18 protein-coding genes and 1 tRNA gene are annotated in these 21573 nt (G+C 31.1%); 5 read left to right on the forward strand and 14 right to left on the reverse strand.

Annotated elements, in window-relative coordinates; translation table 11 throughout:
* Positions 1 to 3 precede the first annotated feature (3 nt).
* The 3 genes from lnt to sppA all read left to right on the forward strand — a co-directional run bounded on the left by lnt (position 4) and on the right by sppA (position 5643).
* Positions 4 to 1581, forward strand: coding sequence for an apolipoprotein N-acyltransferase (lnt, locus tag HAW63_03315; GenBank protein MBE8162998.1), 1578 nt, complete (start codon positions 4 to 6; stop codon positions 1579 to 1581).
* A gap of 54 nt (positions 1582 to 1635) precedes the next feature.
* A complete protein-coding gene (locus HAW63_03320; protein ID MBE8162999.1) occupies positions 1636 to 3645 on the forward strand; it encodes a hypothetical protein in 2010 nt (669 codons plus the stop codon).
* A gap of 111 nt (positions 3646 to 3756) precedes the next feature.
* Positions 3757 to 5643 carry a signal peptide peptidase SppA gene (gene sppA / locus HAW63_03325; protein MBE8163000.1) on the forward strand — a complete coding sequence of 629 codons (1887 nt, stop codon included), beginning with the start codon at positions 3757 to 3759 and terminating at the stop codon, positions 5641 to 5643.
* Positions 5644 to 5648: 5 nt separating this feature from the next.
* Here sppA and HAW63_03330 read toward each other — a convergent pair whose 3' ends face one another.
* The 12 genes from HAW63_03330 to HAW63_03385 all read right to left on the reverse strand — a co-directional run bounded on the left by HAW63_03330 (position 5649) and on the right by HAW63_03385 (position 17651).
* Positions 5649 to 6476, reverse strand: coding sequence for an N-formylglutamate amidohydrolase (locus HAW63_03330; GenBank protein ID MBE8163001.1), 828 nt, complete (start codon positions 6474 to 6476; stop codon positions 5649 to 5651).
* A complete protein-coding gene (locus HAW63_03335) occupies positions 6466 to 7422 on the reverse strand; it encodes a hypothetical protein (protein ID MBE8163002.1) in 957 nt (318 codons plus the stop codon). Before HAW63_03335 ends, HAW63_03330 begins: the two co-directional genes overlap by 11 nt.
* Before the next feature lie 13 nt (positions 7423 to 7435).
* Positions 7436 to 9058, reverse strand: coding sequence for a hypothetical protein (locus HAW63_03340; protein MBE8163003.1), 1623 nt, complete (start codon positions 9056 to 9058; stop codon positions 7436 to 7438).
* A 12-nt stretch (positions 9059 to 9070) separates the two neighbouring features.
* Positions 9071 to 9808 (reverse strand): hypothetical protein, encoded by a 738-nt coding sequence (locus tag HAW63_03345; GenBank protein ID MBE8163004.1) that lies wholly within the window; start codon positions 9806 to 9808, stop codon positions 9071 to 9073.
* Positions 9808 to 10743 (reverse strand): hypothetical protein, encoded by a 936-nt coding sequence (locus tag HAW63_03350; protein MBE8163005.1) that lies wholly within the window; start codon positions 10741 to 10743, stop codon positions 9808 to 9810. The genes HAW63_03345 and HAW63_03350 overlap by 1 nt, the downstream gene beginning before the upstream one ends.
* Before the next feature lie 17 nt (positions 10744 to 10760).
* Entirely contained in the window at positions 10761 to 11864 is a 1104-nt protein-coding gene (locus HAW63_03355) for an AgmX/PglI C-terminal domain-containing protein (GenBank protein MBE8163006.1), read from the reverse strand.
* 17 nt (positions 11865 to 11881) lie between these two features.
* Positions 11882 to 12145: a hypothetical protein gene (locus HAW63_03360; GenBank protein ID MBE8163007.1), complete on the reverse strand. Its 264-nt coding sequence runs from the start codon at positions 12143 to 12145 to the stop codon at positions 11882 to 11884.
* A 1-nt stretch (position 12146) separates the two neighbouring features.
* Positions 12147 to 15155, reverse strand: a complete 3009-nt coding sequence (locus HAW63_03365; protein ID MBE8163008.1) for a tetratricopeptide repeat protein — start codon at positions 15153 to 15155, stop codon at positions 12147 to 12149.
* Between the two features lie 5 nt (positions 15156 to 15160).
* On the reverse strand, positions 15161 to 15646 hold the full coding sequence (locus tag HAW63_03370) for a hypothetical protein (protein MBE8163009.1): 486 nt from the start codon (positions 15644 to 15646) through the stop codon (positions 15161 to 15163).
* Between the two features lie 25 nt (positions 15647 to 15671).
* Positions 15672 to 16136, reverse strand: a complete 465-nt coding sequence (locus HAW63_03375) for a hypothetical protein (GenBank protein MBE8163010.1) — start codon at positions 16134 to 16136, stop codon at positions 15672 to 15674.
* Positions 16137 to 16184: 48 nt separating this feature from the next.
* On the reverse strand, positions 16185 to 16883 hold the full coding sequence (locus HAW63_03380; GenBank protein ID MBE8163011.1) for a MotA/TolQ/ExbB proton channel family protein: 699 nt from the start codon (positions 16881 to 16883) through the stop codon (positions 16185 to 16187).
* Between the two features lie 144 nt (positions 16884 to 17027).
* Positions 17028 to 17651 (reverse strand): hypothetical protein, encoded by a 624-nt coding sequence (locus HAW63_03385; protein ID MBE8163012.1) that lies wholly within the window; start codon positions 17649 to 17651, stop codon positions 17028 to 17030.
* Between the two features lie 158 nt (positions 17652 to 17809).
* On the opposite strand from HAW63_03385, the gene HAW63_03390 reads away from it, so the two are divergent.
* Positions 17810 to 17885: transfer RNA gene (locus HAW63_03390), tRNA-His, on the forward strand.
* A 112-nt stretch (positions 17886 to 17997) separates the two neighbouring features.
* On the opposite strand, the gene HAW63_03395 is transcribed toward HAW63_03390, so the two are convergent.
* The gene (locus HAW63_03395) at positions 17998 to 19170 is read right to left on the reverse strand and encodes a leucine-rich repeat domain-containing protein (protein MBE8163013.1); all 1173 of its coding nucleotides are present in this window, start codon (positions 19168 to 19170) and stop codon (positions 17998 to 18000) included.
* Between the two features lie 296 nt (positions 19171 to 19466).
* Here HAW63_03395 and ahpF point away from each other — a divergent pair, with 296 nt between their 5' ends.
* The gene (gene ahpF, locus HAW63_03400; GenBank protein ID MBE8163014.1) at positions 19467 to 21011 is read left to right on the forward strand and encodes an alkyl hydroperoxide reductase subunit F; all 1545 of its coding nucleotides are present in this window, start codon (positions 19467 to 19469) and stop codon (positions 21009 to 21011) included.
* Positions 21012 to 21066: 55 nt separating this feature from the next.
* On the opposite strand, the gene HAW63_03405 is transcribed toward ahpF, so the two are convergent.
* Positions 21067 to 21558 (reverse strand): MerR family transcriptional regulator, encoded by a 492-nt coding sequence (locus HAW63_03405; GenBank protein ID MBE8163015.1) that lies wholly within the window; start codon positions 21556 to 21558, stop codon positions 21067 to 21069.
* Between the last annotated feature and the right edge of the window lie 15 nt (positions 21559 to 21573).

The following is a 21573-nucleotide window of genomic DNA, read 5'->3' on the forward strand; positions in this document are numbered from 1 at the left end:
ACTATGCTAGCAAAGAGTCTTTCGATTTACAAACTACCTCTTTTATCCGCTCTTTTAATTAGCCTTAGCTATATACCTTTTTATCCATGGGCGACTTTATTTAGTTTTATACCTTTGTGGATATTTATTTTACGCAGCAAGAGCCTTAAAACCGTGTTTTATGGCTCTTTAATTACGGGAACCTTACTGGCTGCCATATCTTCGTATTGGATTTTTATTGCTATTTTTGAGTTTGGACAAATACCTGTACTACTAGCACTGCCTTTAAGTTTGCTGTTTTTTCTTATTGCACAACTATTTATACCTTTATCTTCTGTTTGTAGTTTTTTGATAAAAAAACATTTTCAGCTCAATAAAGCTTATGGCTTACTAGTTTTAGCCACTATATTTAGCTTATTACAGCAATTTACCCCAACCCCCCTGCCTTGGTTTGCCTCTACTACTTTTTTGCAGTACCAAATTCCTTTATATCACTTTGCTGACCTTATTGGTTTTGCAGGGCTAAATAGTGTGTTGTTGCTTTTTAATGCTAGCTTAGGCTATGCCTATTTATATAAAAAAAAATACTGGGCATTAAATACTATTATTCTTTTTTTTACTTTAGTAAGCTTAGGGCACTTTTATGGCCAAGCTTATAAAACTTCTACTGTAAAAAATCAAAAAACACTTTCTATGCAAATAGTACAGACAGGAATAGGAAGTGTAATAGATTATAAAAAATATTTTATTAACAAGCCTTCTAAACTACAAAAGAATTTTAATCCTCGAAGACAAATTCTTGAACTTCATAAGAAAGAAACTTTAAAAACTATAAAGCCTAACAGCATTAGTCTGTGGCCTGAATCAGCTCTATTAAATTATGCCAATCAAAATAACCCTCTAAGCCAAAATTTAAATGCATTTTCTAAGACTCATAATATTTCTATAATATTTGGATCTTGGTTTTTTAACCAAAAGCATCAAGCTCCTCAAATTTCTTTATTTTTTCACTCCCCTAAGGATACAAAATCTACACTTTCTTATAAGAAAGTAAAACTAGTGCCTTTTGGAGAAACTTTGCCTTTACAGCAATACTTTCCTAAATTTATTCAATGGATATATACACAAATACCTTCTGTTGGAAATTTTTTAGCAGAAAAAAAGCCACTGATAAAAACTTTTCAAAATATTAACTTTGGTTCACAAATTTGTTATGAATCCTTATTTCCAGAATTATCTCGCGATTTAAGTCAACAGGGAGCGCAAATTTTAATAAATGTTAGTAATGACTCTTGGTATGATTCTTGGTTTCAACCAAGGCAACATCTATATACTAGCTTTTCTAGAGCTATAGAAAACAGACTGCCCATGGTTAGAGCTACCACTACAGGAATTTCTGGAGCTATACTAGCCAATGGCAATGTCTTAAAGCTATCTCCCTACAAAAAGGGAGCCTCTTGGAGTCATTTATACTCTATTAAATATTTACAAAATCCCTCCCCTAGCTTTTATGCAAAACACCCTTATTGGTTTAACTACTTATTGCTTATTTTTTTGTTTAGCTTATTAATAACAAAATATAAAAAAAATAACTGCAATTAAATGCATATAAAGTTTTTACTTTATTTATATTAACAACAGACAAGCATTATAATTATGAATGAAAAATTAAATACTTTAAATTGGAATAATATTTGTCAACATTTGGAACAATATTGTAGTAGCCAGTTGGCAAAACAATTAACAAAAAAAATTACTCCTTTTAAAACAGAAACCGAAGCTAACCAAAGCTTTCAAGATATTGAAGATGTACGAAGTATTTTAAAAAATAAAGTAGAAATTCATGCGCAATCTTTAGATGACTTTGATAAATGGTTTTCATTAATTGAAAAATCTAGTCATATAAAAAGCCAAACCTTGCATACTATTATGCTTTTTTTATATGAAGTTTTACATTTAAAATTAATTTTAAATAATCAAAAAGAAAACTGGGCTAAAAAATATACAAAAAAATTATTTTCGCCTCAAAACATGATTAAAAAAATTCAATTAATCATAGATGAAAAAGGCATTATTAAAACTACTGCCAGTAAACAATTATTAACCTTATATCAAGAAAAGCAAAACTTAAGCCATAATATACAAAAGCAGTTAGATAAAATGGTTAAAGATTATGACATTGAACATATACTTCAAGATAAATTTGTTACTACTCGAGAGGGCAGATTAGTTTTACCTATAAAAAGTGGTATGCAACACAACTTTAACGGCCTTATCCATGACTCTAGTAATACACAAAAAACTGTGTTTATGGAGCCTCAAGAGTTAGTTAATAGCAACAATACTTTGATGAACTTAGGTAAACAAATAGATAAAGAAATTATTAATATTTTATCCATAATTTGTGCAGATTTGTATCAAATTAAACACGAACTAAAACAAGCCCATTGGGTTTTATTAGAAAGTGACTTTCTTTTTGCAAAAGCCAAACTAGCTGATGAACTAAATGCTGTTTCGGTTGTATTTTCTAAAAAAGTACAATTATTTAATTTAAAGCACCCTTTACTACTAATTAAAAAGTTAGATCCTGTGGGTAATGATGTTACTTTTAATAACAAACAACGCATACTCTTGCTTTCTGGCCCCAATGCAGGAGGAAAAACTACCTTTTTGCAATCTTTTGCCCTGGCTGCTTATATGGCCAGTTGTGGCCTACCCATTTGCGCTAATAAAAACAGTGAAATTATTTTTTTTAAACATATTCATTTAATTTTAAATGACGAACAAAGCTTAAGTGAAGGTTTAAGTAGTTTTAGTTCTCATGTTTCTAATTTAAACCAAGCTTGTAAATTACAAGGCCCTCAATCTTTAATAATTATTGATGAAATTTGTGCTTCCACTAACCCTGAAGAGGCAGTGGCTCTTTCTAAATCCTTTATTGAGTATTATTTAGATCAAAATATTTTTGCACTAATTAGTTCTCACCTTAATCAATTAAAATATTCTTGGAAAAGTTCTTCTCCTATTTTTCAAGGGTCTTTAAACTTTTCTAAAAAAACTGGTCCTAACTATAAATTTACTGCCGGACACCCTGGAGAGTCTTTTGCTTTTGATATAGCAAAACAAGTTGGTGTATCTAGTGAAATTTTAAAAAAAGCTTTAAGTTTTTTAAGCCCCGAACAAAAAAATTATTTTACAGCCTTAAAAGAATTAGAAGAAAACAAACAAAAAATACTAGAAACACAAGAAACTTTAAAAACAGAAATACAAACTTGGGAAAAAAATAATCAAATACTAAAGGAAGAAAAAGAAAATTTTAAAAAATTTAAGAAAAATAAACTACAAGAAGTTATGGATGGTGCCGAAGAAGAGATACAAACTTTTATTTCAGAACAAAAAACACGAAAAAGTATTTTTAAATATGAAGAATTAAAAAAAATGCAGAAAAATTTACCCATAATTATTAAAGAAAATTTACAACCTAAAGAAAAAACTTTAGAATACTTTAAAAAACACTATAAACCAGGAACTAGAGTTTTTATTTCTGGACTAAACCAATACGGAGTCATACAAGGGCAAGTTAATCAAAAAGGCGAAATTCCCCTACTATCACAGTCTATGCGTATTACTGTTCACTGGACTGCTTTACAAAAAATAGAGAGTTAAACTTTTTTTATTATAAAAAGCCTGTGCTTTTTATAGCCCTTGATATTTTAAGAAATTTGTTTATATTAAACTTAGAAAAAATAACACTTTAAATCATATAAAGAAGGTTTTATGAAAAAATTTTTTACTACTGTTTTAGCTAGTGCCTTGGGCACTTTTTTTGCTATTAGCTTATCCATTATTCTTATTATTTCTTTTGCTGTTTCTACAGTACTTTTTACTGGCGAAAAAATTAAACATACTTTAAAACAACCTGATCAAAAAAATGGCCCTTATGTTTTAAAAATCGAATTATCAGGAAATATTGAAGAACGCTCGTCAATAGAAAAGCAATTTTTAAATGTACTAGAGAAAAAAAACAAAGTGCATACTTTAATGAGTTTAACCAATTTACTAAAGATGGCTAAAAAGAATAAAAAAATAAAAGGGATCTATTTAAAAATACAAAATTTTTCTGCAACATGGTCAGTATTAAAGCAATTACAAAAGCAATTAATAGATTTTAAAAAGTCAGAAAAATTTATCATTGCTTTTGCTCAAGGTTTATCAGAAAAAGATTATTTATTAGCCTCTACTGCTACTAAACTTGTTTTGTATCCAGAAGGCCATATCGAATGGAATGGATTTCATGCACAATTTACTTCTTTTAAAGAGCTTTTAGATAAAGCAAAAATAGAACTTTATGTTTTTAGAACAGGAAAATTTAAAAGTGCTGTAGAGCCTTTAATAAGTAAAACGATCAGTGAAGAAAATAAACTACAAATAAAGAATGTAATTGATAAAATGTGGACCTATTTAATTAATGGAATTTCTAGACCTAATGTAAATAAAAAAATATTAAATTATTTAGCACAAAATTATTTTTATTTATCTTCAAAAGAAGCTTTAAAGTATAACTTAATAGATGCTATAGGCACCGAATGGAAAGCCTTTGCTATGATTAATGAAAAATTACAAGTAAAAAACCTATCTTCTTTGCCTCGTTTTTATAATGAAGATACTAATGGTTTTAAAGGCTTTATAGCTAGTATTAATAATATAAACACCCCTTCTCAACAATCAAAAACCGAAGAATGTAAAAAACTTAAGAAAAAAGACAAAAATCTTTGTGTGAATAACCAAGTGGCTATACTTTATTTAAGTGGTGAAATTCAAGACGGAAACGCACGAAGGCACAATATTGGTTCTTTAAATACTGTTAAAGTATTAAGAAAAATTAAGGCCAATAAAAAAATCAAAGCCCTTGTTATTAGAGTTAACAGCCCTGGAGGAAGCGCTTTGGCCTCGGACATAATATGGAGTGAGGTGGAAATGATAAAAAAACACATTCCTGTAGTTGTTTCGATTGCTGATGTAGCTGCTAGTGGTGGTTATTATTTATCCGCTGGGTCTAATTTTATTTTTGCCGAACCTAGTAGTATTATAGGTTCTATTGGAGTTTTTTTTGTACGCCCCTACACAGAAAAATTAACAAAAAGCCTTGGCATACATAGCCAAATTATTTCTACACATAATAATACAGAACTATTTAATTTTAGTAAGCCTTTGTCTTTATTAGAAAACAACAGAGTACAAAAGATACTACAAAAAACCTATAATAAGTTTAAATATATTATAAAAAAAGGTCGTAACTTACCAGAAGAACAAGTGGCACAATTAGCAACAGGTAGATATTGGCTTGGGGAAGAAGCTATAAAATTGGGTTTAGTAGATAAAATAGGAAGTTTAAAAGAAGCAATAAATAAAGCGGCTAATTTAGCTAAAATAAAATTATATTCTACTACTAATTATCCAAAAGACTCTTATTTAAATTTAAATTTTGCTTTATCTTTGCAAAATTTTTTAAAAAACACTTTATTAAAACCATGGAACTTAGTGTTTTCTAACTTAACCAATTCTTCTGTTTTAACAACACCACCAGCCTATTTATCTAATCTTCTTAAGTTAGACCGAAGAGGAATACTAACATTAATGCCCGAAAAAATTACTTATAAATAATGTTTTTATAAACTGGAATAAATTTCTGTAATGCATTTCTGTAATTGCATTTGTATGTCTGTATATTTAGGTAATAGTTCTTTACTGTTTTCATCCATATACAAATCTCTTCTTAATTCTATTTGTACAGTATGACAATTGGTTTTTGGAGAGGCATGCTTGCGAGTCACTCCCCCTCCTATATAAGGCCAGTTATAAGAAATTTCAAAATAATTACTAAATGCTTTTTTTACTAAGTTAACAAAAAAACTAGACGCACTTTTTCCATTTAAATCACTGATAACCACTTCGGGTCGTTGTTTGCCATTATCTCTGTGAACAGAGGTTCCATAAGAGGGCATACTATGAAGGTCTAAGTGATAAGCAACTTTAAAATTTTTTAAAAATATTTTTTGATAGCTAGTAATAGTTTCATGAAATGGATAGTAAACTTTATCTAACAAAATTTTATGGGTAAGCTTATCTAAAGGCGAAGCTAATAATACATCTCCCTTAGTTGTTTTTGTCCAATATAGACCAGAGGCTAAACCAGAGCTTGTTTGTGCTTTAGTAGAAGAGCCCATTACCGTGTCTTCAGTAATATCTGTTTCTAGGCGATTTAGATCTAAAGCATAGCGATGACAAGAACTATAAATAGAAGGGATTTTATTTTTTTCAATTACGGGCAGATATAATTCATGCACAAAACGATCTACATCGCATAATAAAATATGTGGCTCTTTATTAAGTAACCACACGGCCTCTTGTGGAATTTGTTCGCCCGAATGAGGAATGGAAACAAATAAGGGCTTGGTATTAAAGTCTTGCTGGGCTAAAAAAGAATTATAAGTCACCAGGTCTTGCTCTTTTATAACTTAACTGCAATTTTTGTATAATGTTTTGATTTCCTAGTTTTTTAAAAAACTTAGCAGCAATACGGATACTAACGGTTTTAGGGTTATAAGACCAACCCTCAGTGATACTTCTAGGAATAATGGTGGTACCATAGGATAAAACAATGCTTTCGTAAATAGGCACTTCCTTTAGTTTAAAAGTAAAAGCCTCTCTAACTACTTTTTTTGCTAATTCAATTAGCTCCACAGCATAATTAGAACACAAGTTAACAGATTTACCACGACTAGTATGTATAAATTGTTTTAAACGGCGAATATTGTGACTGCTATACTCCCCACTGCAACTGCTCTTTTTTATTATAGCTGCAAAAGTAATCACTTTTGCACTGTCTTGTTTTAGACCCAGTAAAAAATTATAAAAGGATGTTGCAGATATTTCTTTACTTTGATCGTCGGTGTCTGTAATAAAAATTAAATTTAAAGTCGCTCTTTTTCTTAAAAAGCTACTACTTCTACCTGTTCTAAAGGATGGATTTAAAGCTAAATATACAGGATCAAAAAATTTTTCAATACTTTTACCAGAAGACCCTAATAATAAATTTAGCTTTAAAGTTTCTAAAACATTAGGAGTTTTTCGGGTTAAATAAGGTCTAGTAAAACCATTCAAATAATCAGATCCTAACACTCCTATATGAAAATCTATAGATGGAATTTTTAAAATTTCATTGGCATAATATTGAATCTGGTTTTTTAAATGAACTTGATGCCCCGACATACTTCCCGAGTTATCAATTACAAATAAAATATCTACCTTAGGAACTAGCTCTTGCCCTACATTTAATTTTACCCTTTGGTTTTGATCAATATCTGCCTTAAAATTAGGAGGTAAATTTTGCCCACAAGAGCTTACAAAAAATATAACCATCAGTGTATAAATTTTCCACATATTTTCTCCCCTTTTACATACTAGCATTGCATAAATTTTTTAATTTTACATTATAATGGTTAAGTTCATCTAACCATACTTCAGAGTTAGTACTAAAATACATTTTTTTTCTTTTACTAGTATTTTTAGCTTTTAAAGTTTTATTTTTTTCTAACACTTTTAATTGATTAGTTAACTGTTTATTGGCTAAGCTTTTATTACTATGCATAGCCTTTACTAAAACATTTACTTGCTGAAGCATTTCTAATTCGACAACTTTAATATGTGCTATTTGTTGTTTAATAGTAGCCAGCTCCTCTGTGGCTAATTTTTTTACTTCTAAAAAAACTAAATCTTTCCAAGATTGAGATTGCTTTCGTAAATTATTAGATAAAGATTTAAAAAAGGATTGAAAGCCTAAGCCACTTCCCTTAGATAAAGAAGATTTAAAAAAGGTTTTTGCTAACACCGACTCTTTAAAAAAAGCGTGTTTTTGTTGCAAAAGAAACCGCAACCTTTGATCGTTAGGGGCAATAACTGGTGTTTTACGGGCTAAGCGTATTAAGTCTTTTCTATTTTGTGTGTTAACTGCATTTAGCCAATTTTTAATTGCAGGAGTATTTGGTCTTAGTTTTATTTCCTCCAAAGCAGGAATTCTTTTTTTCATTACTTTTTTAAATAAGGTAACCGTATTAGATACTGCTATATAATTACAAGTTTTTAACTCTACCAAAGACTTTAAAAATAAACTTTCACTTAGCGAAGTGTAATAAAACATAGATTTAGTTGTTGTTGTTAATATCGATAAACTTTTTTCTAACTGCCTTGATCTTAAGTATGCCCAAGCTATTTCTTCTTGAGCGATAAACCAAAACTTAGAAGATTTTTTAACTTTTTTATAATATTTTATTGCAACATTTAAAAAGTTATTGCCATATAAAACTCTAGCCATAGTTAAAAAAATTAAATCTTCTTTTATTATTTTTTGATTACTTTTAGATAAAAAAGATAAAACTTTAGCAGCACTTTTTGATTGCCCCTCTAAATATAAAGCTAATGCCAATTGCCACTGCAAGTAAATGCCTTCTTTAGACTTTAAATCAACCACCTTCACTAAACGGTATAATTGCTTGGATTTTAATCCATAGCTATTATAAGCCAAATAACGAGCCTTTAGTTGAACAGATAAAACAGAAGTCCATTGTTTATTCCAATTTAATTTAGAAACTTTTACCCAAGAAGACATATTGTTTTGTAGTTCTGACTTCCATAATTCTAGTAATTTTTTATTAATTTTCTTTGGATTTTTAATTAAAAATAAATGTTTAACGCCAGTAATAAATAATTTATTTTTCCATAATAAATAAGCAAACAAAGCTTTTCCATTAGTAGAGTGAACAAATTGCGTTTTAGAAAAAGCCCCTTTCCACTGATACAAAGCTTTTTTATATAAAGCCTTTTGAAAAAAATTAACAAATTGTTTTTGTTCAGCCGTTGTAATCTTTATCCCATATAGTTTTTTACTACTTAAAAATAAAGAATCTACTTCTTTAGAAGTTTTATTTTCTAAAATAGAAATTAAACTATTATTTTTTTTTGCATAAACCGATGAGTAAAAAATAAAATTAAATAATAAAATATAACTTATTGTTTTCATGTAAAAAACCTTTTAAAATATATAGCCTGTAGATAGCATAACTTGTGTGCTAACAATGTTATGTTGACTGTTATACCAAGTTTCTTTGTATAATTTACTTTGCAATTCCATTCTACCCGTCCATTGTTTTGTTAGCCAAAAGCTAGAACCCACACTAAACGAAAATAAAGCTGATGGCTTATGCTTTAAAACAATTTGGCCTATCCCAGAAGTTAAAAATAAATCGAAATACATAATTTTATTAAATAAATTAAATTTTCCGTAACTTGGGTACCACGAAGCTGTAGCGGTATAAGAAAATTTAGGAAAATCTAAATCAGGAATAAAAGCATAGTCGGGATCATTTTTTAATTTACTTTCTCCCTCTTTAATAACTTGCACACCTGCAGGAGACAGCTTATTGGAAAAATAAGAATAGTCTAAACCCACAGACCATTTAGAGTTTATATACACTTTATAAAGCATAGTTACTGCAGTAGTCTTAAAGTATGCAGGGCCTGATGTTGAGTAAGCAAGACCCGTAAGCATTTCTTGCTTTTTTCCACGAGAGAAAAACCGATTTTGTATAACCGATACCTCCGAATCCGTGCTAGTTTTTTGAATGTAAGGAACTAAAAATGTATTTTCCCCTAAATTGTGTAAATCCTCTAATAACGATGGCTTTGCTTCTGCCGCCAACACTAATGAATTAGTAAATAATAAAAGTAGTCCTGCAAATAAAGGGAAAAAGTATAATTTAATTATTTTCATTACTTTACCTCTTTTTTATTTTTAGATGTTTTCTTTTTAGAAGTCTTGGTTTTGTCTGAAGGTGCAGGAACTGGAGGAAGCACTGGGCTAGGACCCGCGATATTTTTTTCGATAGGAATTTTTAAATTTTTTAATCCAAAACTTTTTCCAAAAGAAGAAAAAACTTCATAACCTATATAAAATTTTGCATCTTTGTTTAGCTTAAGCTTTGATAAGTCAAAATGGGCTTCAATAACCCATGTAGAAGAATCTTTCCAATTTCGTAAATACGGCCTTGGAAGAGCTTTTAAATAAGGCAGTAAATAATCCACATTAGACAGCGCCCCTTGAGTTATCATAAGTCTAGGAATTGCTGCTTTTTTTCCTCCGATATTTACATTCACATCTAAATCCTTAACCGTCATAATTACTTTAGCTACTTTTTTACTACCAGCTACAAAATTAGACATAATAAGATTTTCTAACTTTAAACCTAATAATGTACGGTAAGCCCTAACATAAATAGTATGCTCTACATATAAAGGCCGAGGGTCTGCAAAATTAACACGAATGCGTATGGGGATATATTCAAATAAGCTGGATAACCCTGATAAGTTAGGCACCCAATGGATTTGATTTTTTTTATTATCAAAACTAGATTTACCAGGCAAAGTATCTAAATTTAATACCTCTACTGTGTAAGGAGCTTGAAAACTTTGTAAAAGGCGAACATCGATGCCTATTTGTGAAGGTTCATCATGAAATACCAAAGGAGATTCTGGAAAGCTGCTTACTTCAATAACCCCTCTTGGAATAGGTTTTAAAACTCGATTATCCCCAGGTAATTTTCCGTTTCTAATTTCTTTAGGAAAAGAAGCTAAGGGATCTTGCTCAAAAGAACAAGAGCTTAAAAATAAACTAATACTAATAAAACTTAAAATTATTTTTTTATACATACATTTTCTCCAGTTAATTAATTACTTCTTTGCAATACAAAGGGGTAGGAAACTTTTACTACTACCCCTCCACTTGGATATGGAAATTTCCATGATTTTAAATGATTAACAATACAAAATTCTACAGAAGGAAAATTTAAACTGCTAGCTTTAATATTAGCCAACTTAACTAAACCATTAGCCTCGATAGCAAAATTTACTACTACTCTTCCTTTTAAATCGGGCTGCCCCTGTAAAGCTTTTTCATAACAAAATCGTACCTCTGATAAATGCGCTTGAATAACCGCTGCAATGGCCGATTTATCTAAGCCTCCCGAAGTAATAGACTCTCTTCCCACTTCTAAAGAACTAACTCCCCTAGAACCAATTAAACTAAGGCGACCCACTCCTGCTTTTCCGCCACCAGCTCCCGCTTTTCCATAACCGCCAGCGCCAGTAATTTTACCACCAACACCCAAGGCCACTTTGGATAAACCTTTAGCATACAAAGAAGTTTGTGCTCCGCCACTACCTTGGCTTCCACCTAGCCCAACACCGCTAGAGGTTTTAGAGAAGTTTAAATTTAAACCGCCTTTTTGTTTTCCTGTTTTCAGTGCACCTAAAACAGCCAACGCTCCTAAACGGCGCACACTGCGTCTTTTAACCACAGGGACAGATACAGAATTGGGAACAATTAACACAGAATATCTTGGCTTAATTACTTCTTTTTTTTCTATTTTTACAACTTCTGTTTTTTCTTTTACCTCTTCTGGCACTTCTTGACGAGTTAAACTAAAATAAGCAATAAAAAATAAACAAAAGAAAAAAAGCATAGCACTTCTTTTAAAAGTACGACTTATTTTTTTATCCGCATACACTAATGGTCTTTCTAAATTTACCTTTTCGGTACTAGTAGAACCTAGCAAAGAAAAATGAATATTTAAAAAAACTTTAGGTTCTGATTTTAAGCTATTTTTATCTAAAGTTCCTAAATGAACAAAATTTAAAGAACTTTGCTGTTCTTTATGTAAGCCCAAACGGCCAGTTTTTTTATTAAAAGATACATAGGCAATATTATCCGGCCAATCATATATTCGGATAATTTCACCAGATTCTTTTTTTAAAACAATACCTTCTTTCAATTTAAATTCTCCAATTATTAAAATTTATAAAAACTTTTTTTAATTCTTTTTTTAAAATCTTTTTTTACGCCCAATAAAGCGTCTAATACTTTGTCTGCCCCAACAGTAATAACTGCCTCGCCAACACCGTGGTGTTTTGCATTTACCAATGCATCTTCAAAAGAAATATTTGTTTTTAAATTAGAGGTGCTTTTTGCAACTGTATGCTTGCTAACCTTTGCACTTAAATTAAAAGAAGATAAAATAATAACAAAAAACATAGTGATAAATGGTATTTTCATGCTATTCCTTAACCTTGTTTACTTTATTATTTAAAGATGCCAACCGTGAGTTTAAATACGCAGACATAGAGTAATTACCTTTCTGATCCATCTCTTTTATAAAGGCTTTTATATAATCTATATTTTCTGGAAATTGCTTAACTTTTTGTTTTAATTCCGAATCCGCAATGGCTAATGCTGGTTTTTTAGATACATTGCTAATACCTCTAACATTTAACTTTTCTTTTAATGTGTTTTCTAAAACCACCATATTGGTTAATATATCTTCTGGTGCTACTAATTTTAACTCACTAACAAAGAGGTTTAATAAAAAGGAATTGTTTAAATTTAACTGCGATTGTTTTTTTAAAACACTTAATAAGTCAGAATTTTTCCAAAATTGAGTATAGTACTGGTTATAATATTTTTGCTTAGTTTTATATACTGCCGCCTTTTCTGCTATAGCGCTAGAGTACAGCTGCGTCTCTTCCTTGTTTAAGCCTTTAGGCAATGGAAAATTTAAAATTTCGTCATGCAATTTTAAAGACTCTAATATTAAAGCTTTAGAATAAAACATTTGTAACACAGAGTCGTTTTCTTTAATTACTAGTTTTAATAATCTTTCCCCTTTTCCCAGCAAATATAAGCGGCGTTTTAAACCTTTAGAAATTTGATACTGACTAATAGTTTTAATTTTATGTTTAGTAATACGGCTTAGCCATGGCTTATACTTTTTCTCTAAATGTGCAAAACGAGACACAAACATAGTCTCTGCATTTTTGCTATATTTTTTAGAAGATAAAATTTTATGCAAAAACTTTTTGTCGAGTTTTCCTAAATTTGCAGATAATTGATTTAGCACTTTTAAAGAATTAGCTTGGTATTGTTTTTTAGATAAGTATTTTGTATATTTGTTAAAAATTTTTAAATTAAAGTTGCTTTCTTTTATTAAATCAAAAGCTAATGCTTGTTTTTTAGTTATACTTTTTTCTTTTTTAAAAAACTGCTTATAATACTTATGGTTAATTGCTAAAGGCTTTTTAGAAAGCTTTGCAAATAAAATTAAACGCAAATATCTATTTGCCGAGGTATTTTTATTAACTAATTTTAATAAATGCTTAAAAGCAGAATTAAAGTCTAATTTTAATTCTGCTAACCAAACCTGTCGTAACACTAAGGTATTATACTTACTTGGTGTTAAATGCTTTTTTAAATTTAATAGTTTAGCAATAACTACTGCTTCTTCTTCTTTTTTTTGCATTTTTCCTAATAAGGAAATTTGGTTATAATAATAATTTATTTTTTCTTTTAAATTTAAACTGTTGAAAGGAAGGCTAAGTAACTTATTGTACGCTAATTCATTAGACCCTTGTTTGCTTAACTGTGCTGTTTGATTTAAAACGGCTTGCTTTTTATAAGCCTTCCAATTAGCCGATTTAGAAAAAGGATAAGCTTGATACTGTTCTATCCACTTTTCGATGGCTTGGTCTTTTTTTAATTTTACTAAAGATTGTAAAACCAAATTAACCGCCTGTGCAACAACAGGATATATTTTTTTTGAATTAAAAGATTTGGTTTTTATGTACTGTGTAATAATAAGAGGAAAATCTTTGGCTACACTTTCTCGTTGTTTGTTTTCATATAAAGATACAAACTTTTGGTATTGAATTTTAAACACTTTATTTTTATCTTTCGAGTTTTCAATAAAATATTTGTAAGTTTGTTGTAATAGGTTGCGATTTTTAGATAATTCGGCAACCTCGATTTGTGTCCATAAAAAATGCTCGCCAGACAACTTTAACAGCTTTTTATCTTTAAATACTATGGTTTTTTCTTTTAAACCCATTTCTATTTTTTTATAAAACTGTAAAGCCTTGTTCCATTTTTTTTGTGTAACACCAATTTGAGCAGCTAAAACTAAAATGTCTCCGTTGTTAGGAAATAGGTTAGCAAATAAAGTACAACTTTTAAAAAGTAAATCTCTACGCTTTTTTGCGCTAAACCAGTCAATTAATAAATTTTTTAAACTTACCTCGTAATCTTTGCACTCAGAAAAATTTTTCTTACACTCTGCTGTCAATGCAGAAAAGCTGGCTGTGGCTTGTTTAAACAAAAAGCTTTTATAATAAACTTGAGTAATATGTTGATAAGCGGAAATACGATCTTTAGGGCTATTTAAGTACTCTAGATTAAAATTCCATAACTTAATAGATGCAGTCAAATGCCCTAGCCGTTCTAATTCTTTTGCATAAAACATTAAGAATTTAACCTGCTCTTTTTTTGGAGTCCAAACTAGTAATTGTTTTGCTTTTTTTATAGGAGCATTGCTTTTGTAAGAGTAAAATAACACTAAATCATTTAGTAATTCAGAATAAAAGTAAGCATTTACTTTAACTAAACCCGATGTTTTTTCTTTATAGCTTTTAGCAATTAAACTTTCTAAATTACTAGTGGCTTGGTTTATTTTATTTAATCTAAATAAAGCCCACGATTTTTTTTGAACAGCTAAATTGTACTTTTCAAAGCTAGGTTGTTTTAGCACTTGGTTATAATAGCTGATGGCTGTTTTATAACTTCCTAATTTAAAATAAACTTGCGCCAAAGCCATTTGAATTGCCAATATAGCTTTAGTGCTGCCAGGCAATGTTAATGCTTTTTTATAAAACCCAATTGCAGCAGTATTTTTATTGGATAGTTGTAATAAATGGGCCAATTGCGAGTAAACCGCTAATTGCGCACTAGAGTGCAGGCGAGGTAATACCGATTTATATAACTTAATAGCTTGATTGCGAAATTTTAAAATTTGAGAAGAGGAGCATTTCTTGCTAATACAAAGCCTGCTTTGTTCGGAGAGCAAATCGGCCATCCGTAAGCTAATCCCCGCCCATGTGGGGTCGTTTTTGGCTACAGTGTCTTTTACATCACTTAGCTTAGTAATTAATAACTTATTGGCCTTAAATCCATCATAAGCAAAAGAGGTCAAAAGACTGGTAAATGTAATTAATAAAATAGTAAAAATTTTTATAAACATAATAATTAGTGTTGAATAACTGCAAATTTAATATTGCTAAATCCTGCATGATTACTAGCTAAAACAATGCTGTTAATATTTTTATATAACTCGGCCTTGTCTGATTGAATAATAATAGAATGCTCAGAGTTTTTATCCGAGCCATTTATTTTTTTTTGTACCTTTACCAAAAAAGAAGTTAACTGCCCTGGCTTTATTTTAGTATTTTCTAAAAACACCTCTCCTTTTATCAATTTAATTACTGTGTGCCTTGTGGGCAAGCTGGCTTGAACGGCATTGGGCAACTGTATACTAGGGTCAATGAGTAAAGCCTCGCCATCATTAAAATTTACTAACAAGTAAATGACTAAAATAGAAAATGCATCAATTAAAGAAGTTAATAACACAGCACTGTCTAATTTTTTTTTATTTCTAGACTTACCTTGGCTATTAAGCAAAGAGGTTTGATCGATAACACTATTTACTTCTGTATGTTTTAAAATGCTGTTCATAACTACTTACCTAGTATTGCTGTTTTTATAAAGGCACTATCCCTAACTGCGAAACACCTGCTATTTTTAAAGAATCCATTAATTTAATTACATCTTCATAAACGGAATTAGAATTGGGCTTAACAAAAGCTTGCTGCAATTTTGGTAATGCTTTAACCAATTTTTGCACATGAGCCGTTAAGGCCGCCTCTTTCCACTTTCCCCGTTTAATAAAAAACTTTTTAATCCTTAATGAGTATTTTAGTTTTTTGCTGTTTTTTACTTTTAAGTAAATAAACTTTTTGTTCATTTGTACCCATAATCGAGGGTTTTTTTTATTTGTTTTGGCCGATTTAACTTTAGCCCCTCCAATCGCTTGAGTAATGTCAAAAGTAGCAACTTTTACCCAAACTGTGCTTAGCAATAGCGTACAAATTAAAACCGAAAGTAAAGAAATAAAAGAAATTAAATTAATTTCGTTATCTAAACTCTTTTTTTTTGTTTTCATCATAGACGAACCTTACCAGTAATATTTAAATGCCAATCAGCTAATTAATTACTAAACTCTTTTCACTTCTGTTTTAGAAGATTCTAAAGCGACTTTTTCTGGTAATACTTCATAAGAATAGCTAAACCAGTTAAACACTTTTAAAGCGGCTTGGTTTAAATCTTCTATTAAATGGCTAGAACGATTATTTAATATAGCAAAAGCAATTAAAGCAGGAATGGCCATAATTAAACCGTAAGCCGTGGTGTTCATAGCCTCTGATATCCCAGAGGATAACAGTGCCGCTTTTTCAGCAGGGTTGGCCTGGCTTACTGCTGTGAAAGATTTAATCATTCCCACAATAGTTCCTAATAAACCCGTTAATGTACCTACATTGGCAAGCATTGGTAAAAATCCTATACGACGCTCTAAAAGGTTGTTTTCTTGTAATAAAGTTTCATCCATTTTGGATTGAATTTCCTCTTTGCCCCCAAGATCTAAAGCGGTAATGGCTGCTTCTTTAGTTAAGTGGCCAATTACTGATGGAGTTTGTACTTCATCAATATCTTTAATTAAAGTGCTTAACTCCCCTTTCTTAATAGCTTTTTCAAACCCATAAGCCGTAATCATGGCTTGCATTTTTTCTTTAAAATATAAGGTAAAAACTCTTTCTGCTATAATGGCAATAGACACTAACTGTAAAGCTAGGATTACCCACATCCAAAAACCACCATTTTGAAAAGCTTCTATTATTGTTATAAAAAATGACATATTTTTCTCCTGTTAATACACAAGGGCCTACCTTGTAATATTTATTATAGTAGTAATTTACCAACTAAAGCACAAGACGAAGGTCTGCATAGTGGACTGCGTTATGGCGTTTTTTTATAGCTTATTAAAAAGACTAAGGAAATACTAACGGAGAAAAACAAGGCCAACGCTGATATAGCTAAAGGCTTGATTTAAATTAAAGCCTAGCTCGGCAATGAAGTTAAACTTAGGTTGCGCAAATAATTTTAACTCCGTTCCTACTCCAAGTAATAAAGGCACTTTGGTTTTTTCTTTAAATTTTTGTAGGCTCAAATGTAAAGAGGCAAAACTGTTTATTTCGCCAGCCTCTACCAAAAATTGCTTACTTAAAAAAGTTTTAGCAAAAATGCTAAAATCTTGCTGTTGTTTTGCTTTATCTTGGGAGGTTAATTGAGTCTTAAACTGACCCAGTTGAATACCTAACACCCCTCCCACTGCAGGTTGACGGGCTAAGTCTGGAATAGGCACCCACTTAATAGCCGCCGAAACCATTTGGTGTGTTCCAACACCTGCGGAAAATAATAAACTAGCATCGTCACGCAAGTAAGACTCTAATTGCCCATTAAAAGTAGTGCCCACTGGTCCATCGGTAATAAACTGTATAAAACCGGTAACTTTATAGGTGTGTGGCTGAAGAAGATCGCCCGTAGTTAATAAAGTGTAATAGGCTTTTGCTGGAGGAGCTTGAAAAAAAATAGTAACTAATATTAATAAAAATAAATTTTTCATATTATAATAGTGGCGGGAATAAAATGCTTTGACAAGCTACTTATACTGTTTTTAGTATGTTTTCGTAGATGAACTTACGATGAATTCATTAAAGTAAATTGTCTGTGGTAAATAGCTATCGATGTTTTTTTGCTTTGAGGTTGTTGTTTATGTTTATGGCGGTTGTAGCTCAGTTGGTAGAGCGCCGGATTGTGATTCCGGTTGTCGCGGGTTCAATCCCCGTCAATCGCCCCAATTTTTTCGCTTCAAATTTTTTCAACAGTTAAAAAACTTCCATAAACTCTTACATCGTACGGACACTAATTATTTTTTTTATTCTGGAATGCCCCTGTCAATAATCACATCTTTATCGAAGGCACCACTGGCAATTTGCTGGAATGCCCCCATCAATAATCACATCTTTATCAAAGGCACCACTGGCAAATTTTGTTGACTCTGGTAATTTAACATACTTAATATTATTATTTTCAAACGCACCTTCCAAAATTTTAGTTACACTATTCGGAATAGTAACAGATGTTAGGTTGTTATTTTCAAATACACTATAGTCTATCTTTGTGACACTGTTTGGAATAGTAACAGATGTCAGATTGTTATTGTAAAATGCATGATTACCAATCTCTGTGACACTGTTTGGAATAACAACAGATGTCAGATTGTTATTTGCAAAGGCACTGCCAAAAATCTTTGTGACACTGTTTGGAATAGTAACAGATGTCAGATTGTTAGTGTGAAATGCACTGTGACCAATCGTTTCGAGGCTGTTTGAAATAACAACAGATGTTAATTTATTATTTTCAAAGGCATTGGAGCCAATCCTTGTAACACTATTTGGAATAGTAACAGATGTTAATTTATTGTATTCAAATGCTTCGCTGCCAATCCTTGTAACACTATTTGGAATAGTAACAGATGTTAATTTATTGTATTCAAATGCTCCGTTGCCAATCCTTGTAACACTGTTTGGAATAGTAACAGATGTCAGGTTGTTCTTTTTAAATGCAAAACCCCCAATTACTATGACACTGTTTGGAATAACAACAGATGTCAGATTGTTATTCTCAAATGCAAAGTCCCCAATTATTCTGACACTATTTGGAATAACAACAGATGTCAGATTGTTATTTGCAAAGGCCCAGACATTAATCTGTGTGATACTGTTTGAAATAACAACAGATGTTAAGTCATTATCTGCAAATGCAGAGTTACCAATCACTGTAACACTGTTTGGAATAGTAACAGATGTTAGATTGTTATTTTTAAATGCTAGGTGATCAATATATGTCACGCTACTAGGAATAACAACAGATGTTATACCCTTGTCATAAAACGAGTACTCCCATAACCCAGTTACACCTTTTGGAATAACAACAGATTCTAGATCACAAGTATAGTTCGTAATTATTGTTGATTTTTTTTCAAAACATTCTGATCGAGTCGTGTTTGTATTTGCTAATACATTAGTGCATATAAATAAACTGATCGGTAATAATATATATTTAACAAGTGTTTTGTTCATTCATGACCTCTTTGTAATGGCTTTATTACAAGCTTTGCTAATAATTTCTTTAATTAAATAAACTTCTACCTCCCTTGCAAATAATCAATCAAAATTATTTAGCTTGGAATTTTTTACAAATTTAAAATTACGCTATTTGCACTTAAATACCTCTTAATCTAAAAAAACTGTATTTGGACGAGCATACTCTATTATATATTACAATAGCTTTAAACTATCACTTAATAGAAATATAATAGTTTAAATCTTACTAAAGACTCTCTATACTTTTACTAAACTTAAAAAAGAGGTAGCCAATGATTGATGCACAAATGCTAACACAATTACAATCGGTTTTTGAAAAACTAACTAACACGGTAGAGCTAGTTTACTCCCTATCTACTCACCCAAAACAAAACGAATTACTAAACTTGCTTACACAACTAGAAAGCACCTCTTTAAATATAAAAATTAGCTCTTCTAAAGAGCAAACTAGTGCACCTTCTTTTTTTATTAATTATAATGGAAGAAAAAATGGAATTAGTTTTGTAGGAATTCCCAGTGGGCATGAATTTACCTCCTTAGTTTTAGCCATTTTGCACTCCGACAACCAAGGGAAGTTACCTGACCCCGGCATTATAAATAGAATCAAACAACTTAAAGGACCCATAGAATTAAAAACTTACATTGCATTATCTTGCGAAACTTGCCCCGAAGTGGTGCAATCCCTTAACTTAATGGCCGCTGTTCATTCTAACTTCACCCACCAAATGATTGATGGTGAAATGGCTCAAGACGATATAAAAGCATTAAAAATACAAGGTGTCCCTAGCGTTATAGCGAAAGGGAAATTAATTAGTTCGGGAAAATCCAACCTAGCCACCCTACTAACTACATTAGAAAAACAATATGGTGCGGAAAAAACCACGCAACAAAATCAAAATTTAGGACAATACGATGTGGTCATTGCAGGAGGAGGCCCCGCGGGAGCAGCCTCTGCCATTTACTCGGCTCGCAAAGGTTTAAAAACGGCTTTAATTGCAGAAAAAATGGGCGGACAAGTGCAAGACACAAAAGGTATTGAAAATTTAATTTCTGTTACTTACACAGAAGGCCCCGCCTTAGCCAATCAACTAGTTAAACACATGGCCGAATATGATATAAAAATTTTTGAACACAGACGCATTAAATCCATAGAAAATAAAACGCTAAAAAATTTACACCTAGATAGCGGAGAGTTTTTAAATACCAAAGCACTTATCGTAGCCACAGGTGCACAGTGGCGAACACTGGGCATTGAAGGAGAAAAACAATACACCGGCCAAGGAGTGGGTTACTGCCCTCACTGCGACGGCCCTTATTACAAAGGACAAGATGTGGCCGTTATTGGTGGAGGTAACTCGGGCGTGGAAGCGGCCATTGATCTTTCGGGCATTGTAAAATCGGTGACCCTTTTTGAATTTGCTTCCGAGCTAAAAGCCGACAAAGTTTTGATAGACAAACTGAAATCTCTAGACAACGCAAAAATACTAACTAATGTGCAAACCACAGGCATCATAGGTGATGGTAGCAAAGTGACTCACCTAAAATACACAGACAGACAAACAAAAACCACCCAACAACTTCCCCTTAATGGAGTGTTTGTTCAAATTGGATTGATGCCTAATAGTCAATTTATTAAAGACATTGTAAAAACCAATTCTTTTGGAGAAATTATAGTCGATAACAAAGGTCGCACTAATGTTAATGGTATTTATGCCGCAGGAGATGTTACTACCGTCCCTTTTAAACAAATCATTATTGCTATGGGAGAGGGAGCAAAAGCAGCTTTAACCGCCTTTGAAGATCAAATGTTACTGTAATGTTACTGTAATGTTAATTGTAAATTTATAAAAATACTATTTATCAAAAAACTTTTTATACAAAAAGTTTTTTACAGTTTTGAATATCTATTAATAAAAGTTGTGCCAATGATAAACTGTTTTTCATTTTCATTCGTATTTGTTTTTCTTGAAAAAAACCTTTAAATTCTTTTTTCGCTTGAGCTAAAACCCCCCTAGCCCCTTCGATAGAAAATCTATCTCTATACAATAATTTTTTTATTAAAAATAATTGCTCCACATCTTTTTTCTTATACATTCTTTGATTTTTACCCGATTTATTTGGCGAAAAAGAAGGAAATTCGGTTTCCCAATATCGCAAAACCGAAGATTTTACTTCTAGTAAATTAGCTACCTCACCAATTTTAAAGTAAATTCTATCTGGTATGTTATTTAATTCTTTTTTTAACTGAGGGTCTAAATAATTAAAAGCAGAAGTAACCTCTATGGCATCTGGTATGTTTTTTACATGTGTTTTTGAAGATAAATTGCTTGTATTATTTTGCTTATGTTTGTCTAGATAAGACATGGTCACACTCCTTGT

The organism is Pseudobdellovibrionaceae bacterium (assembly GCA_015163855.1).
Taxonomy (GTDB): Bacteria; Bdellovibrionota; Bdellovibrionia; order Bdellovibrionales; family UBA1609; genus JAAOIH01.

Excerpts from the sequence above, each read along its gene's own strand:
- HAW63_03375 (MBE8163010.1), bottom strand. The coding sequence starts at position 16,136 with ATGATGAAAACAAAAAAAAAGAGTTTAGATAACGAAATTAATTTAATT.
- HAW63_03345 (MBE8163004.1), bottom strand. The coding sequence starts at position 9,808 with ATGAAAATAATTAAATTATACTTTTTCCCTTTATTTGCAGGACTACTT.
- HAW63_03350 (MBE8163005.1), bottom strand. The coding sequence starts at position 10,743 with ATGTATAAAAAAATAATTTTAAGTTTTATTAGTATTAGTTTATTTTTA.
- HAW63_03395 (MBE8163013.1), bottom strand. The coding sequence starts at position 19,170 with ATGAACAAAACACTTGTTAAATATATATTATTACCGATCAGTTTATTT.
- HAW63_03360 (MBE8163007.1), bottom strand. The coding sequence starts at position 12,145 with ATGAAAATACCATTTATCACTATGTTTTTTGTTATTATTTTATCTTCT.
- HAW63_03380 (MBE8163011.1), bottom strand. The coding sequence starts at position 16,883 with ATGTCATTTTTTATAACAATAATAGAAGCTTTTCAAAATGGTGGTTTT.
- sppA (MBE8163000.1), top strand. The coding sequence starts at position 3,757 with ATGAAAAAATTTTTTACTACTGTTTTAGCTAGTGCCTTGGGCACTTTT.
- HAW63_03365 (MBE8163008.1), bottom strand. The coding sequence starts at position 15,155 with ATGTTTATAAAAATTTTTACTATTTTATTAATTACATTTACCAGTCTT.
- HAW63_03320 (MBE8162999.1), top strand. The coding sequence starts at position 1,636 with ATGAATGAAAAATTAAATACTTTAAATTGGAATAATATTTGTCAACAT.
- ahpF (MBE8163014.1), top strand. The coding sequence starts at position 19,467 with ATGATTGATGCACAAATGCTAACACAATTACAATCGGTTTTTGAAAAA.
- HAW63_03385 (MBE8163012.1), bottom strand. The coding sequence starts at position 17,651 with ATGAAAAATTTATTTTTATTAATATTAGTTACTATTTTTTTTCAAGCT.
- lnt (MBE8162998.1), top strand. The coding sequence starts at position 4 with ATGCTAGCAAAGAGTCTTTCGATTTACAAACTACCTCTTTTATCCGCT.
- HAW63_03335 (MBE8163002.1), bottom strand. The coding sequence starts at position 7,422 with ATGTGGAAAATTTATACACTGATGGTTATATTTTTTGTAAGCTCTTGT.
- HAW63_03405 (MBE8163015.1), bottom strand. The coding sequence starts at position 21,558 with ATGTCTTATCTAGACAAACATAAGCAAAATAATACAAGCAATTTATCT.
- HAW63_03340 (MBE8163003.1), bottom strand. The coding sequence starts at position 9,058 with ATGAAAACAATAAGTTATATTTTATTATTTAATTTTATTTTTTACTCA.
- HAW63_03370 (MBE8163009.1), bottom strand. The coding sequence starts at position 15,646 with ATGAACAGCATTTTAAAACATACAGAAGTAAATAGTGTTATCGATCAA.